This is a genomic window from Flavobacterium hydatis (assembly GCF_000737695.1).
In the GTDB taxonomy this organism is placed as follows: Bacteria; Bacteroidota; Bacteroidia; order Flavobacteriales; family Flavobacteriaceae; genus Flavobacterium; species Flavobacterium hydatis.
The window spans coordinates 1-15,457 of the sequence record NZ_JPRM01000028.1; the positions used below are offsets into that span (position 1 = coordinate 1).

Below are 15,457 nucleotides of genomic sequence, written 5' to 3' on the forward strand. Positions count from 1 at the left end.
GTTTTACAGGGATTTATTTTGTTTTGTGTAAAAAAAAAATAACGCATAGAAACATAGATTTTATGTATAATAAAGAATGCAAAAAGAAATACATTTCTTCCGCATAGCTAGCTTTGTGCATTTAAAATAAGTGAAATGCCTTTTTTGGATAGTATAAAATCTATGTTTCTATGCGTTAAAATAGACTTACTTAGCGGGTGAGTTTATTTTGCTTTAAGAAGAGGTTTTGATTTCTTTATAAAATGCTGTTTTCTTTTTGTAATTCTTTCTGAATCCAAAGGCAACATGCGGTTGCGGTTAATCCAATAGTTCCCATTATGAACCAATTGTACTGGTACCCTAATCGGGAAATGAATTCGAAACCTAGTTTGGAACTAATAATATGTGCCAAGCTAAAACTCATAGTATATAAAGCCATATATCGCCCTTCTTGACCACGAGGCGCTCTGCTTAAGGCAAAAGCATTAGAGAAAGGGAAGGCTAATATCTCGCCAAGAGAAACTATAATCATTGCAAATACAAGAACTCCTGCCCAAACATTAATCAATAATAGGTAGAAACTTAAAGCCATTAATAAGGTACCGTAAATAATAATTTTTATTTTACGGAAGGCATTTCGTTCAAAATAGCTCACAATCGACATTTCGAGTGAAAATATCATAAGTCCATTTAAGGTCATTAATAATCCGGTTTGAAATTCGGTTAAGTCAAATTTTTCCTTGTGATATAGCGGTAAAGTTGTAAATAGCTGAAAGAAAATTATTGCAGTTGCAAAACTCACAAATAAAAATACCCAGAATATCTTGTCTGTAAATACCGATTTAGGCTCGCTTACAATATCATGACTACTATCATGAACTGGTTTTTTCTTTTCTTTTACTAATAATGCAAAGATTGTAATCGAAAGAATACAAGAAGCACCATCGACCCAAAATAACCCTTGATAACCAATTCCCATAATAATTAACCCTCCTAATGCAGGGCCAGCAGCAAAACCAAGATTTACTGCAAGACGTACTAATGTTAGAGCACGGGTTCTATTTTCGGGTTTGGCATAAGCACTTAGCGAAACATACATTGCTGGACGAAACATATCGGCAATGATCATTATAGTAAACATAGCAAAACACAATGCCCAGAAAGTGGTTATGTATTGCAAAAAGAATAGGGAGACACCGCTGGTAAATAAGCTAAATACCATTATTTTGTAAAAGCCTATTTTGTCAGATAGTTTGCCGCCAAGCCAGGAACCCAACATAGATCCTAGACCAAATGATACCATAATCCAACCCACTTCGTTGTATGTAAACTGAAGATCTTCTTTTAAATATTTTGATAAAAAGGGCAGAACCATCGTTCCTGCGCGATTTATAAATGTAACAAGTGTAAGAATCCAAATCTCTCTGGAGAATCCTCTAAAATTGTTTATATACTGTTGAAAGGCGTTGATTAGCATTATAAATGGGTTATATGTGCAAAGTTATAAAACTTTGTAACTTACAGACTTTGTTGCTTTGTTACTTTTAAACTATTTTTGCTAAAATTTATAAGATGAAAAACCTAATTCTATTTTTGACCCTTTTGGCATTAAATTTTGGTATTGCCCAAGAAAAATTTGATCGTGCTGCTGCCGAAAATTTCCAAAAGACAATTAATGGAGAATATGCAGATGCAAAGACGAGTCCGTTATTGCCAGAAGATTTGCAAACATTCAAGACATTAGATTTTTATCCAATAAACGAAAAATATGCTGTTGTGGCTAAATTTGTGAAAGCCAAAAAAGAGAAGCCTTTTGAGATGAAAACTTCTACAGCCAGAAAGCCAATGTATATAAAATACGGAACTGTATATTTTACGATTGATGGAGTTGACTTGCAATTAAATGTATATCGCAACATCGATCTTTCTAAAAAAGAAGAATATAAAGATTATTTATTCCTTCCATTCTCTGATTTAACTTCAGGAAAAGAGACTTATATAGGAGGAAGATATATCGATTTAAAAATTTCGAAAGGAAATACTATTGTAATCGATTTTAATCAGGCATATAACCCGTATTGCGCGTATAATCACAAATATTCTTGTCCGATTGTGCCTTTAGAGAATGATTTGAATGTTGCGATCGAAGCTGGTGTTAAAAAGTTTCACGATTAATGCAATTTTTTAATTTCCATACACATAAATCAGCCAATCATCCAGATGTTCTGGATTTAGTAAATCAGTATCCTAATGAATTTGACGAAACTATTCCGTTTTATTCTATCGGGATTCATCCTTGGTATATTATAGAGGAAAAGATTGAAGCTGAATTGGAAATTATAGATAAAAAACTAGCTTTCGATAATTGTCTTGCCGTTGGCGAATGTGGTTTGGACAAACGAACAGAAGTTTTGTTTGGATTGCAGGAATCAGTTTTTGAAAGACAATTACTTTTGGCTGAAAAGCATCAGAAACCTGTCGTGATTCATTGCGTAGCAGCGTTTCAGGAAGTAATTGCTTTAAAGAAAAAACTAGGAATTACTGTTCCTATGATTATTCATGGTTTTTCTAAAAATCAGCAAGTAGCAAAACAACTTATAGATAATGGATTTTATATTTCTTTTGGAAAATATTTAATCAAGAACCCTGATTTAGAATATGTTTTTAAAAGCATTCCTAATAATCGTTTTTTTTTAGAAACAGATACTATCGATGAACCGATAGAAACGGTGTATGCCTTGGCAGCAAAATATAAAAACATAACGATTGAAGAATTACAAGAGATAATATCAAGTAATTTTGCAACTGTATTTAATAAACAAAAATTGGATTTTTAAACTTCAATAACATTAAACTTTAAACAAAGAAATATATGGCAGAGTGGACGGAAAGAGCCGAATTATTATTTAAAAAAGAAGGATTAGATAATCTTAAAAATTCACACGTTCTTGTAGTAGGATTAGGAGGAGTAGGATCTTTTGCAGCAGAGTTTTTGGCAAGAGCAGGAGTAGGAACAATGACAATTGTAGATGGTGATGTAGTAGATATTACAAATATAAACAGGCAATTACCAGCTTTGCATTCGACTGTTGGGCAACCTAAAGTTACAATTGTAGGGGATCGCTTGATGGATATTAATCCGGAATTAAAATTAATCCGTGTTCAGGAGTTTCTTTCGCCGGAGCGTGCTTTTGAGATTGTTACAGAAGAGTTTGATTATGTTTTGGATTGCATTGATAGTGTAACTCCAAAACTAAATTTGATTATTGCTGCCAAACGCAAACGTGTAAAAATCATAAGCAGCATGGGAGCTGGTGGAAAAATGGAAGCTGCAAAAGTAAAAGTAACTGATATTTCGAATACTATAAATTGCTATTTTTCTAAAACAATTCGCAGAAGATTAAAAGAGGTTAAAATTGATAAACTAAAGGTGGTTTTCTCTTCAGAAATTCAAGATGAATCAAGTTTAAAAATGACCGATGGATCTAATTTCAAAAAATCATTTTATGGTACAAACAGTTATATGCCAGGATTATTTGGTTTATATGCTGCCGAAACAGTGATTCGTTATTTGCTAAAGAAATAGTATTAAGTATTAAGTATTAAGTATTAAGTATTAAGTATTAAGTATTAAGTTGTTCATTATAGACTTTATGTATTACGAATAAGTGTAGTATATAACCTATATGTAGTATATAATCTAAATATAAAGTATTTTTATAATATAAAACAATTTTGAAAGTATAAAGACGCGCTGCGGTGCGCCTCTACAGAAAACCTTTGCACCTTTGTTACTTAGTACCTTAGAGCCTTAAAAAGAACCTTAGTACCTTTAAAAAGAAAAAAATGATTAAAACAGTAATTTTTGATATGGACGGTGTAATTGTAGATACAGAACCCGTACATTATTATGCATATCACAAACAATTTGCCGAATTAAATATTGATGTAACCGATGAGGTTTATGCTTCGTTTACAGGGTTTTCGACTCGAAATACGTTTCAGAGACTGAAAGAGACTTTTGTGATTGAGCAAGAGGTAGAAGATTTGATTCAGAGAAAAAGAACCATTTTTAATGATGCTTTTGATACTAAGGAAGATTTATACTTGCTAGATGGTGTTGAGGATTTAATTAAAGATTTATTTGCTAACGGAATGCAATTGATTTTGGCTTCGTCGGCTTCTAAAGTTACTATTGAGCGTGTTTTTACTCGTTTTAATTTGCATCAATATTTTACTGACATTGTTAGTGGAGAAGATTTCCCTCAATCGAAGCCTAATCCAGCGATTTTTCTGCATGCTGCATCGTTGTCTAAAGCTCCAAAAGAAGAGTGTATTATTATTGAAGACAGTACAAATGGAGTAAAAGCAGCAAAAGGTGCAGGGATATATTGTGTGGGATATAATAGCGAACATTCTAAAATGCAAGATTTATCTGATGCTGATATTGTTATAAATCATTTTGATGAATTGAATTTTGAAAAAATAGAAAAAATTCAGTCTATCATTAGGTAATTATTAACAATTTAAATTAATTGAATTCGTAATTTTGAGGAAATAAAAAAACTATATATAAATGAAAAAAGTACTTATTGCCTTAGCAATTGTTATTGCTCCATTTGTTGCAGAAGCGCAAATGAAAACACCTCAGTCGAGCCCTAAAGCTGTTGTAAACCAAATTGTTGGTTTGACAGATGTAGAAGTGGTTTACTCTAGACCTGGTGCTAGAGGAAGAGCAGTATTTGGAAATTTGGTACCGTTTGGTAAATTATGGAGAACGGGTGCTAACGAAAATACAGTAATATCATTTAGTGATGATGTTGTAATAGACGGTAAAACATTGAAAAAAGGTAAATATGCTATTTTTACTATTCCAAGAATTGAAAGCTGGGATGTTATCTTTTACTCTAAAACTGATAACTGGGGATTGCCAGAAAATTGGAGTGAGGCTGATGTAGCTTTAAAAACTACCGTAAAAGAAGAGGCTTTAAACAAAGCTGTTGAAACATTTACTATCGGTATTAATAATTTAGATCCTAATTCTGGAACTATCGATATTGCATGGGAGAACTCTTCTGTATCGGTAAGATTTGAGGTTCCTACAGATAAAATAGCTTCAGAAAGTATTAAGAGAGTATTGGCTGGACCAACATCAAATGATTATTTTAACGCTGCGCAATACTTTTTTCAAACTAAAGGAGGCGATATCGCTAAAGCAAGAGAATATGTTGACAAAGCTTTAGAATTAAGCGCTGATAAACCGTTCTATTTCTACAGACTTAAATCTTTAATCCAAGCGAAACAAGGAGACAAAAAAGGAGCTATCGAAACTGCTAAAGTTTCACTTGCTGCTTCTGAAGCTGCTAAAAACCAGGATTATGTAAAAATGAATAAAGACAGTATTACAGAGTGGAGTAAATAATAATTTATTCTATTTAATTAAAAAATCCCATTTCGGAAAATGTTCGAAATGGGATTTTTTATGTCTTGTTCTGAATGAAGCTCGCTTAAAATTCTTAAACTTTTTTGCTATTGTTGATGCTTCGAAGTAGGGAGACTTCGAAGAGTGAGTGAGGAGTAAGCCTATAATTTTACCAAATTTTTATTGCACATAAATAGGTCCAAGCTATAAAGAATATTTGCAGCGGAACTCTGAACCATAAATAAGATATTCCGTTTCCATTTAAAGTGCCTTTTTGAAAATCAATGTGATTTATAGCTGCATAAATATTAGCAGGTAGTAAAATAAGAAAGAATACAATTAGTATCCATGCAGCGTTAACGCTATAATTAGGTATTAATAGCCCAATTCCCAGTATAATTTCGATTAAAGCTGTTACATATACCAATTCGATTTTGAATGGTATAATCGAAGGGATCATCATTGTCATGCCTTTTGTAAAAACAAAATGGCTAATTGCCGTAAAACAAAGCATTACAAACATCGCAATTCTAGCAGAAACTATTAAGTCATATTTTTGAGTTAGTAGTTTTATGGCAATATTTGATAGTAAGAAAACGGAAAGTAAAATAAGTAGTGGTTTCATATCTTTTGATTTTATATTACAAAGTTCGTCCTAAAACAAACTCCGCACAATGAACCCAAGTTAAGAAATTCGTTTTCGTATTCTACTTAAAGCCTGTGGTGTTATGCCAATATATGAAGCAATATATTTAAGGGGTATGAGTTTTAAGAGATGTGGTTGCTCTTTAAATAAATTTAAATATCGCCTTTCTGCAGATTCTGTTAATAATGATAATTCTCGCTTTGATTTTTTTAGAAAAAGATCTTCGCTTGCGAGCCTTCCGATTTTATTTCCAACATCTGTTTTGGCGTATATTTCTTGTAAATCATCATAATTCAAACTCCAAAGGATAGTATTTGTAATGGTTTCTAACTGATAATTGGAAGGTTCTTGTGTTAAAAAAAAGTCATAGGCACTCACAAAATTATTATCGAAAGCAAAGCCAAAAGTTATGTCATTTAATTCGGTTGGAATATAAAACCGCACAATTCCTTGTTCTATAAACGATAAATATTTTTCATTTTGACCAACTTTTAGTAAAATTGATTTTTTAGAAAATTCCCTTTTTATAAGTTTAGATGAAAATATTTCCCAGTCATGGTCTGTTAAGGTTACAAATCTCTCTAGATGTTTTCTTATTCCGTTCATTGTACTTAGATATTTTTTATTCATATAAAAGTTCTTTGGGATATTCTTCTATTAAATCACGTAAAATGTATTCATAAAAGGCCTTTGTATATTTAGGATTTTTAGTTTCCATGCTATCAATTTCCTTTAATGTTTTATCTCTACCATTAAGATACAGTTTCATGATAAAATATTGCGTATAAAGTAAGGAATCATTAGGAGTACTTGTAATTTTATTTTGAATTAAATCGATGTTTTTATAGATATACTTTTTAGAAAGCTTTTGGTCTTTTTGATGAATTAAAGATTTAACCAAATTTAGGGTAATTTCTTTTTGGTATTTATCGAGTAAAGTATCCTTTTGCAATAATGCATCTATTTCGTCATATTTTTTCAAGTACATTAATAAGGGCAAGACCAGTTCTTTGTTGTCTTTAGTAATACCTTTTTCTTTATAGAGTTCACTTTCATTTAATGACTTATAGCTCTTTTCTAAATACTTTTGATTTTTTGTTTTGTAATATTCAATTAAATACTGATTTGCTGTTTTAAGCGAATTAGCATCTTTTAAATTATCTTTTTTATTACAAGAAAATAGGATTACACAGATTATTAAATATATTGAATTTCTCATGCTTTTGTTGGGTCAAAATAAAGTTTAATCTACTCGATGCTTACTTCTCGTTTCTTTTTTAGAATAAAAAAAAGTACTAAAGTGATAATTAAAGCTGTTAAGAATACATAAAATCTAAGATTGGTACTTGTTGTTCCGCCTTCATTATCCCATGGATTACCTAGTGTAATTGTAGTAAGAACTGCTTCTATAAGACCAATAAATATTCTGCCAAAGAATCCAGTTATTCCTTCTCCACAATCTTTACAAACAGTAAATCCATAAATGAACCCAGTTAAAGGAAATGAAAACAGGATTCCTATTATTGCAGAAATAAAGAACAATTTTCTTTCTGATGTTGTCTTTTTTTCCATCGATTAATTATTTGGGACTTACTTATTTAGTGCATCGTAGTCGTTACGAAGTTAGGGGACTTTGTAGTGTAATCAAAATAGTTGTTTAATTATATGACAAATAAGCTTCTATTCTGGCATGTGACTTTGATTTAAAGCGCTTGAATTCTGCATAATATTTGTTTGTGCAGCTTTCGTCTAGGAAAATTAGGTAACTGAATTTCTTTTTTATTCCGTAGTTTATGTCTACAAAATTTTCGAAATAAATTGTTGCGATTGCTATAATTGCTTCTTTGGTAGTAAAATAATATTTTACTCCATTATTTAGTGTAAACTCATCTCCAACTACTGGATAATGTACGGTTTCATTGATAATGAAAGATTTAGGAACTGTTACCCAATGATTTTTGTCTTTATCTCTATAACAGAATACGGTATTATCTGATACAGTAAATAAAGTACCGTTATCGGTATCGAGGATACATTTGCGCTTGATATCTCTATTACTAGAAAAAACAGCAATTTCTGAAGTGTATTTTTGTGTCAGTAATTTGGTTACCTTTTTTTCTATTTTCATAATAATAACTTTATATACAGTTGGTTACTTGTATGGTTGAAGTAAAAATATGTTTAAGATGGTTTGATAACGACCCGAATAAATTATAGGAATGATATTATAAGGTATTTTTCTATGATGGAAGTTGGGTAAATGGAATGAAGTATGATTTTTGGTTTTTAGCCCTGATGGGAACGGCATCCTTTTATGGCATCTCGACGTTATCATAATTGCCATAAAAGATATAGTGTACAGCAGGAAATAGCTCCTAAAAAAAATGCTGCAAAACTAAGGTCTTACAGCATTTTTTGACAATGGGTTTTATGTTAAGCTGCTATGGCTTTTTGTTTTCTAAAGATTGTAAGTTGCATTAACAAGGACAGGAATATGGTAAGTATTGCTCCGATAAAATTGAGCCATAAATATCCTAGCTTTTCTTGTCCGCTTGGGTAAATCCATATAGTGTAATAAAAGATTATAAATATGGTTATCTGGCTTATAAGTGCGCTATAAAAAACGGCTTTGGACTGTACGTGTTTGATATAAAATCCGACTAGGAATATCCCTAAAACGGTTCCGTAAAATATCGATCCGATTATGTTTACTAATTGTATTAAATTCTCGAAAAGGGTTCCTATACAAGCAAAAAGTATGGCGATGATTCCCCAGAATAGGGTGAAAAATTTGGTTGCATATAAATAATGCTTGTCTGATTTTTCGGTTTTAAGGTTACGTTTGTAAATATCGATTGCTGTTGTCGATGCTAATGCATTTAGCCCCGAAGCGGTAGATGACATAGCTGCCGAAAGAATTACTGCCAGTAATAACCCTATTAATCCTTTTGGTAAATAGTGCAGGATAAAGTGGAAGAACACATAATCTTTATCGTTGGTTTCGCTATTACTGTCGGCTTTTATAATGATTTCTTTGGCGCGCTCGCGTAAATCTCTTTCTTTATTAGATAAGGTTACCAATTCTTTGCGTAGAATTGGGTTGTCGTAATCCTGATTTAACTGATCGATGTATAATAGGTTTATTACCTTTTTATCTTCGGAGAGGTCGGCAAGTTTTTTCTCGAGTGTATGATATTCGTTTTTATACGCCGATTTCTCTATTATGACTTTGTTGTTTGGGTTAAAATTTAAAGGAACTGGATTGAACTGAAAGAATACAAATACCATTATTCCGGTTAGTAGAATAAAAAATTGCATAGGAACTTTTAAAAGTCCGTTCATGATTAATCCCATTTGGCTTTCTTTTACAGATTTACCCGATAAGTAGCGTCCTACTTGCGATTGGTCGGTTCCGAAATAGGCAAGAGCAAGAAAGAATCCTCCTGTGATTCCGCTCCAAAAAGTGTATTTTTCTTCTGGGTTAAATGAGAAATCTACGATATTCATTTTATCATTTGCTCCAGCAATATGCATGGCATTGGTAAACGTCATATCGTTTGGCAGGTAATGTAATATCAGGAAAAATGTAATGAACATTCCTGACATGATTACAAACATTTGTTGTTTTTGGGTTACGTTTACTGCTTTTGTTCCGCCAGAGAAGGTGTAAATTATTACGAGTAATCCAATCATAACATTCATTAGGGTAAGATTCCACCCTAAAAGTGCCGATAGGATAATTGCTGGTGCATAAATGGTAAGTCCTGTTCCTAAACCTCGTTGTACCAGGAATAGTATTGCTGCAAGGGAACGGGTTTTTAAATCGAATCGTTTTTCTAGGAATTCGTAAGCTGTAAATACTTTGAATTTATGATATAAAGGGATAAAGGTCATGCAAATAACTATCATGGCAATTGGTAATCCAAAATAGAATTGTACAAAGCCCATCCCGTCATGATACGCTTGTCCTGGTGTTGATAAAAATGTAATGGCGCTTGCTTGTGTTGCCATTACCGAAAGTCCTACGGTGTACCAAGGGGTTTCGTTATTGCCTAGAATGAAATCTTCGACATTCTTACTTCCTTTGGTTTTCCATGAGCCGTAACCAACAATAAATAAAAGTGTAACTATGAGTACAATCCAATCAAATAGTTGCATATGTTATGAGTATAAATACATTATTAAATAAAAAATCAGAATATAAATGGCGTTGGCTACAAGTACATAGGTGTAGCTTTTTTTCCATGTTTTTATTTTTTTCGTTGCCATATAAAAGCTTTTAATTCTTAATTTCTTTATTTGGAATTTGTACTGGTTGTTTTAATGAAATTATATTCGATAATAATCGATATGCTCCTGGAACTCCTTCGGGTAATTCTCTGAAGAAGCTTAAACCGGTGTAAATATAATATCCTTTTCCGTATGGGGCGACTAATAATGCGCCCTTTTTAGCCGATTCTCCTTTGTCATGTGAAGATAGGATAGGAGTAAAGGCTTTATCGTATTCGCTAGGATAATATAATCCTTGTTCTTGTTTCCAGCCTTCAAAATCTTTGGAAGTAATTTTATTAGGTGTACTTAAAACCGCATGATTTGGTGCTAGAAATGTAACTTCGGCATTTTCTTCGGTTACTCTGTCTGTTGAAATTTTTAGAGGATATGGCGCAATAGTATCGGTTACTAAATCTCCCGACGTATTGTATTGTACTATCATTGTTTTTCCGTTTTTAACAAAATCAAATAGTACTACTTGTTTATTAGCAAGTGCCTGAATGGTATTGTAGGCACGTACTCCTGTTATTACTACATCAAAATTATCTAGTCTTGTTGGCGTAATTTCTTCGGGTTTTAAGATGGTTACTTTATAGCCCATTTGTGCCAGACTGTTAGGTACTTCGTCGCCCGCACCCATGATGTAGGCGATTGAATCTCCTGTTGTTTTTAAATCAAATCGGATGCATTTGGCCTCAGATGGGGATAAAACTTGTTGTTTGGTTATATGACTGTAGTCAATGATGGTTTGGTCTTTATCGTAACGTTTATTGCCTACAATTGCAACGCTTTTTACGGTTGCATTTTCTGGGTTTACGGGTGGTGTAACTTCAAAATAAACGGTTTGTTCCATTCCTTTTTTTGCTAAGGTAAATGGTATTTGTTTTGGAGAAATTATCCAGCTTTTAGGTAATTCTAATTGTAAATTACCGCTTACAGCATCTTTTCCCGCTTTTATTTTTACAGCAACTGTTTTGGTTTGGGTATCTTTAAATAGCAATACTTTTTCTAGAATTGTGGTTGTAACTTCTGGAACAATATCTAGGAAATCATACATTTCGCCTTTTACATCGTCGTTATATTTATAAACTACAGTGCGCTCAAACGGGATTTCGACATTGTTTACCTTGATATTAAAAATAACTTTTACATCGCGAATAATATCTGGAACTCCTATGTTTTCCTGATTAGAAACGGTATACATTCCTACGGTTGCTTTTTCGGTTAACCAATAAGGTTGTGTGTAAGGAATTGTGGTTGGTAGCTGGATCGTTAAACTGATTTTCTGATTCTTATTATTGGTTAAATCAATGTTTTGAGATGTTGTTTTTTGGTCAGGTAATGTTGTTACGCTTACTAATTGCATAGGAATCGATGCACGATTAATAGCTTCTAGTTTAAGGTTTACAGCACTTCCTTGTGTAGTTTCTTGTTGTTGCGCAACTGCTTCTAGATACAAACCAGAACAAGCTGCGATTATTTTTTTGATTTCTTCAGATTTTAAAATTTTCCAATGATTTTCGTTTAGTGCCTGAATCATTGTGTAGGCTTTTACCAAATCGGGTATGCTTGCCGATGGATTATTAAAATTGTATTGTGTTATGATTGTATTTATTAATTCTCCAATAGGTTTTCCGCCTTTAATACGGTTCCAGGTGGTATCGATTCCATCAAAAATATTAGTTGGATCTTTTGGCGCATCTCCATTAATAAGTTCCAGATATTCGGTATCATCACCACGGCTTCCTGTAGTTCCGAATCCTTGCGATTGATGGCGACTGCGGCTTAAAGCAGCAATTTCCTGATTAGATTTTCCTATTCCGGGATAATAAACCCCAGTTTTTAATGTTGTAAATTTAGCTTTATTGGCTGCTTCAAATTTTTCCTGACTACCATAAAACCACCATGAGGTATTAAAGTATTGACGTTTAGGTTGCCAAGGTGTTACGTATTTTAATTGTTCAGGATATATGTCAGGATTATTAGCTAAGTTAAAACTCTCAACGCTTAGCATTGCCGATGAGGTATGATGCCCGTGGGTTGTACCTGGTGTACGATGATCAAAACGATTTATGATTACATCAGGCTGAAATTTACGAACGGTCCAGATGATATCGGCAAGAACTTTTTGTTTATCCCAAAGTGTTAGTGTTTCGTCTGGTGTTTTTGAGTAACCAAAGTCATTGGCACGGGAGAAAAATTGTTCGCCACCATCTACTTTTCTAGCTTCAATAAGTTCTTGTGTTCTAATTACTCCTAATAATTCTCTTAATTGCGGTCCTATTAAATTTTGTCCACCATCGCCTCGGGTTAAAGATAAATAACCTGTTCTTGCATTTACTTCATTCGATAAATAAGAAATTAATCTTGTGTTTTCATCGTCTGGATGTGCAGCTATATAAAGTACCGAGCCCAAGAAATTTACTTTTTTTATCTGATTGTAAATTTCAACCGAATTTGGTTTTTGTGGTTTTTGAGCAAAAGCAGCTTGTAAGCTAATAAGAATTAAAAGAATAATCTTTAGGAGGAGTCGGTGCATCTGAGAATTATTTAATTTTTTAAGATTGTTTTCAAAAATAGTAATAATAGAAACTGGTAATTGTTAATGACATGTAAAGATGTTAAAGTATTTGTTAAAAAAAACGAGAGCGCCATATCTTGGCGCTCTCGTTTAATTGCGAAATATTGATTAATGTCTTCCGTGTCCATGACCACGTCCTCTATCATGATCGTCGTCGTCGTCGTGGTCATCATCACGGTCATGTCTGTCATAACGATTATGTTTGTCTTTTTTGTAATAATCGTTACGGTCTTTTTTGTAGTAACCGTATGTTCTTTGCGGTTTACCACGATATCCTTTGCAATACTGAACTCTGTGTCTGTCAAAATAAGTGTAAGGAGTTCTACCGTGATAATCATTTAAAACTACTTTATATCCTCCGTACAAGTCATAGTTTCTGTATTGTCTTGGCAAACGAGTTGATCGAATCCATCTTCCTCCACCAAAATAAATAAATTGTGTGGCACGTACGTCATAATAAGCTTCAACGTCTGGCAAATAATAATATTCAGTTTCAGCATATCCAACTGGACCCCATTGCGGTGGTGAGCCTATGTTTACGTTTACCGAAACTTGTGAATGCATCGTACTTGAAATAAATAGAAATATTCCGAAAGTAATTAATTTTAGTGTTTTCATTTTTTCTGGGGTTTTGGATTCTTATTTTGATATTGGAATATTTTATTATTTCGATATCTGATTTGTGAAATCCAAAAGTTGTGCCACAAAAAGTTTTTAAAATACCAAAAAAAGACAAAATTTGATAAATTAAAAATAAAATAGCTGATATATAAAGAGTTAGCTTGGTTTTTATTTTTTGCTTTTTTCTGAAAAAGAAAATAAAATGAGGGAATATTCTGTATCTATCTATACTCGACTAATTTTGGTTTGGCTAATTCAAAACTTTGTAATCCAAAATCGGTAGTTTCAAATGTATTTGTTTTAAAAACATTATCGCCTTCGTAAGGAATTGTCGGGTAGTAAGAAATAGATAGCTGAAAGGAGCTAAAAACCAAATAGTCATTACTGATTAATAATCCCAGAGTTATTTTAGAGTAAGCTTTGTTTCTTAGCATTGCACTATCAGGATTTCCTAATACGGCAACTGTGTAATTAAAAAAGGGATTCACACGAAATCCAACCAGTGAATGTGGAGCATAACTTTGGGTTTGTAGTGACAATACCATCTTGCTAGTGCCATATATTGGGCTGTTAAAACCTTGCAGGCCATTATTTCCATTTATATTGAGCTGATCAGCAACAATATCTTCCCGATTAGCACCAATAACCAAGGCTGGTTTTATAAACTGTCTTAGTTTCCAGTTTCCTATTTTCATAAGATTTGTAAAATAGTTGGCTTCAAAGGCAAATGCGCTTTGGTATGTTTTAGATTGATGAAAGAAAGTTCCGAATTCAAAATCGGCACTAAAAAATCCCCATTTATGATAATCCCCAAATGATGCCTGAGCTCCTAAATAAGGACGCCAAAGGGTGTTTTTGTATTGATATCCTGCTGTTATCCCAAAGATTCTTCCTGTGGCAACATCCTCGGTAGCCCCATTTCTAAATATATAATTGTCTTTGACAAACTCTCGGGTATTGATTCCGATTCCGGTAAGCATTAATTTTTCGTCCGAATAAAAGCCTACAGGGTCATATTCTGGTTCGGGACTTTCTATATAATCTACATTTAAGATACGGCCCGATACAATTAAGTTGGTTTTTCTCTCTTTTTCTTTAAAAATAGGGAATGCTTTTCCTAACCATGCATCTTGCGAGTTGTATTTAAAATTCTGAAAGGAGTATTTTAGATCTGGTCCTTGCAGGGAGTCTCTTCTAAATTGCTGACCAATATATACTCCGCCTGCCCATCTTGTTAAAGGGGAGAAGAAAGGGCGTTCTATGTTAATGCTTTTGTTGTAATTGTTATCTAAATCGTTATTATACTTTGCAGTTACATTAATAAAGGTATTTTTAATATTAGGAACGGTATAGGTAAAATCATTGGCATTTTTTCCATCGCTAAAACGGTTTGTAAATTTATACTCTAATTGCTGACCTGTCCCGAAGAAGTTTTTATCCTTTAATCCTATACCTACCTGAGTGCTAGAAATAGAAAATTTAGGAATATAACTCCAAGAGTCCAAAACTCGAATTGTAACATCTACCGAGTCGGATTGTACATTAGGTAATTCTCCTCTAATACTTACGGTATTTATATATTTTTGGGATCGGATAATACGTTCAGATTCCTGTATTTTGTAAGCATCATAAGGCGTGTTCTTTTTAAATAATAACAAATTGCGAATTGTGAATTGCTTTGTTTTTAGATGAAGTCTATTTCCGGTTCTTTCGCCCCAATTTCTAGGTGTAACCGTCGAGTCACTTTCAGAATATCCAAATGGATCTAGAGTTACAATGGTAATCTTACGTATAATTTTTCCATCGTAATTTGTTGTGTCTACTTTCTGAATTAGTTCATTATTTTTTTTCGGGCGTGTAGATCTAAAAATATAACGATGAAAAAAATTGGTGAATTTGTGTTTTTGGGTGTATGACTTAATTTTTGAATACATTT

At 32.8% G+C, this 15,457-nt stretch carries 15 protein-coding genes; 5 read left to right on the forward strand and 10 right to left on the reverse strand.

Annotated features, from left to right (window positions below; genetic code table 11):
- Positions 1-235: 235 nt before the first annotated feature.
- Positions 236-1,456 (reverse strand): MDR family MFS transporter, encoded by a 1,221-nt coding sequence (locus tag IW20_RS17055; RefSeq protein WP_035625040.1) that lies wholly within the window; start codon positions 1,454-1,456, stop codon positions 236-238.
- Between the two features lie 95 nt (positions 1,457-1,551).
- Between IW20_RS17055 and IW20_RS17060 the strand changes: the two genes are divergently transcribed.
- The 5 genes from IW20_RS17060 (at position 1,552) to IW20_RS17080 (ending at position 5,401) form a co-directional block, all read left to right on the forward strand.
- The gene (locus IW20_RS17060; protein WP_035625043.1) at positions 1,552-2,154 is read left to right on the forward strand and encodes a DUF1684 domain-containing protein; all 603 of its coding nucleotides are present in this window, start codon (positions 1,552-1,554) and stop codon (positions 2,152-2,154) included.
- Positions 2,154-2,816, forward strand: coding sequence for a TatD family hydrolase (locus IW20_RS17065; protein WP_035625045.1), 663 nt, complete (start codon positions 2,154-2,156; stop codon positions 2,814-2,816). Before IW20_RS17060 ends, IW20_RS17065 begins: the two co-directional genes overlap by 1 nt.
- 35 nt (positions 2,817-2,851) lie before the next feature.
- On the forward strand, positions 2,852-3,565 hold the full coding sequence (locus IW20_RS17070) for a tRNA threonylcarbamoyladenosine dehydratase (RefSeq protein ID WP_035625046.1): 714 nt from the start codon (positions 2,852-2,854) through the stop codon (positions 3,563-3,565).
- Between the two features lie 260 nt (positions 3,566-3,825).
- Positions 3,826-4,494, forward strand: a complete 669-nt coding sequence (locus IW20_RS17075; RefSeq protein ID WP_035625048.1) for an HAD family hydrolase — start codon at positions 3,826-3,828, stop codon at positions 4,492-4,494.
- A 61-nt stretch (positions 4,495-4,555) separates the two neighbouring features.
- The gene (locus IW20_RS17080; protein WP_035625050.1) at positions 4,556-5,401 is read left to right on the forward strand and encodes a DUF2911 domain-containing protein; all 846 of its coding nucleotides are present in this window, start codon (positions 4,556-4,558) and stop codon (positions 5,399-5,401) included.
- 169 nt (positions 5,402-5,570) lie between these two features.
- Here the strand turns inward: IW20_RS17080 and IW20_RS17085 are convergent, their stop codons facing one another.
- The 9 genes from IW20_RS17085 to IW20_RS17125 all read right to left on the reverse strand — a co-directional run bounded on the left by IW20_RS17085 (position 5,571) and on the right by IW20_RS17125 (position 15,455).
- The gene (locus tag IW20_RS17085; protein ID WP_035625052.1) at positions 5,571-6,026 is read right to left on the reverse strand and encodes a DoxX family protein; all 456 of its coding nucleotides are present in this window, start codon (positions 6,024-6,026) and stop codon (positions 5,571-5,573) included.
- A 60-nt stretch (positions 6,027-6,086) separates the two neighbouring features.
- Positions 6,087-6,653 carry a Crp/Fnr family transcriptional regulator gene (locus tag IW20_RS17090; RefSeq protein ID WP_035625202.1) on the reverse strand — a complete coding sequence of 189 codons (567 nt, stop codon included), beginning with the start codon at positions 6,651-6,653 and terminating at the stop codon, positions 6,087-6,089.
- Between the two features lie 16 nt (positions 6,654-6,669).
- Complete coding sequence (locus tag IW20_RS17095; RefSeq protein ID WP_035625054.1) at positions 6,670-7,266, reverse strand: hypothetical protein; 597 nt, start codon at positions 7,264-7,266, stop codon at positions 6,670-6,672.
- A gap of 29 nt (positions 7,267-7,295) precedes the next feature.
- Positions 7,296-7,619 (reverse strand): hypothetical protein, encoded by a 324-nt coding sequence (locus IW20_RS17100; RefSeq protein ID WP_035625056.1) that lies wholly within the window; start codon positions 7,617-7,619, stop codon positions 7,296-7,298.
- 85 nt (positions 7,620-7,704) lie between these two features.
- Positions 7,705-8,175 (reverse strand): hypothetical protein, encoded by a 471-nt coding sequence (locus tag IW20_RS17105; RefSeq protein WP_035625058.1) that lies wholly within the window; start codon positions 8,173-8,175, stop codon positions 7,705-7,707.
- Between the two features lie 305 nt (positions 8,176-8,480).
- Positions 8,481-10,205 carry a sodium:solute symporter gene (locus IW20_RS17110; protein ID WP_035625059.1) on the reverse strand — a complete coding sequence of 575 codons (1,725 nt, stop codon included), beginning with the start codon at positions 10,203-10,205 and terminating at the stop codon, positions 8,481-8,483.
- Positions 10,206-10,326: 121 nt separating this feature from the next.
- A complete protein-coding gene (locus tag IW20_RS17115; RefSeq protein WP_035625061.1) occupies positions 10,327-12,858 on the reverse strand; it encodes a PIG-L family deacetylase in 2,532 nt (843 codons plus the stop codon).
- A 150-nt stretch (positions 12,859-13,008) separates the two neighbouring features.
- Complete coding sequence (locus IW20_RS17120) at positions 13,009-13,518, reverse strand: hypothetical protein (protein WP_035625063.1); 510 nt, start codon at positions 13,516-13,518, stop codon at positions 13,009-13,011.
- Between the two features lie 224 nt (positions 13,519-13,742).
- Complete coding sequence (locus tag IW20_RS17125) at positions 13,743-15,455, reverse strand: BamA/TamA family outer membrane protein (RefSeq protein ID WP_240478506.1); 1,713 nt, start codon at positions 15,453-15,455, stop codon at positions 13,743-13,745.
- Between the last annotated feature and the right edge of the window lie 2 nt (positions 15,456-15,457).

Bases quoted from the DNA above. Each gene is read 5' to 3' on its own strand.
- IW20_RS17120 (WP_035625063.1), bottom strand. From the start codon at position 13,518: ATGAAAACACTAAAATTAATTACTTTCGGAATATTTCTATTTATTTCA.
- IW20_RS17070 (WP_035625046.1), top strand. From the start codon at position 2,852: ATGGCAGAGTGGACGGAAAGAGCCGAATTATTATTTAAAAAAGAAGGA.
- IW20_RS17055 (WP_035625040.1), bottom strand. From the start codon at position 1,456: ATGCTAATCAACGCCTTTCAACAGTATATAAACAATTTTAGAGGATTC.
- IW20_RS17085 (WP_035625052.1), bottom strand. From the start codon at position 6,026: ATGAAACCACTACTTATTTTACTTTCCGTTTTCTTACTATCAAATATT.
- IW20_RS17110 (WP_035625059.1), bottom strand. From the start codon at position 10,205: ATGCAACTATTTGATTGGATTGTACTCATAGTTACACTTTTATTTATT.
- IW20_RS17105 (WP_035625058.1), bottom strand. From the start codon at position 8,175: ATGAAAATAGAAAAAAAGGTAACCAAATTACTGACACAAAAATACACT.
- IW20_RS17065 (WP_035625045.1), top strand. From the start codon at position 2,154: ATGCAATTTTTTAATTTCCATACACATAAATCAGCCAATCATCCAGAT.
- IW20_RS17095 (WP_035625054.1), bottom strand. From the start codon at position 7,266: ATGAGAAATTCAATATATTTAATAATCTGTGTAATCCTATTTTCTTGT.
- IW20_RS17115 (WP_035625061.1), bottom strand. From the start codon at position 12,858: ATGCACCGACTCCTCCTAAAGATTATTCTTTTAATTCTTATTAGCTTA.
- IW20_RS17080 (WP_035625050.1), top strand. From the start codon at position 4,556: ATGAAAAAAGTACTTATTGCCTTAGCAATTGTTATTGCTCCATTTGTT.
- IW20_RS17060 (WP_035625043.1), top strand. From the start codon at position 1,552: ATGAAAAACCTAATTCTATTTTTGACCCTTTTGGCATTAAATTTTGGT.
- IW20_RS17090 (WP_035625202.1), bottom strand. From the start codon at position 6,653: ATGAACGGAATAAGAAAACATCTAGAGAGATTTGTAACCTTAACAGAC.
- IW20_RS17075 (WP_035625048.1), top strand. From the start codon at position 3,826: ATGATTAAAACAGTAATTTTTGATATGGACGGTGTAATTGTAGATACA.
- IW20_RS17125 (WP_240478506.1), bottom strand. From the start codon at position 15,455: ATGTATTCAAAAATTAAGTCATACACCCAAAAACACAAATTCACCAAT.
- IW20_RS17100 (WP_035625056.1), bottom strand. From the start codon at position 7,619: ATGGAAAAAAAGACAACATCAGAAAGAAAATTGTTCTTTATTTCTGCA.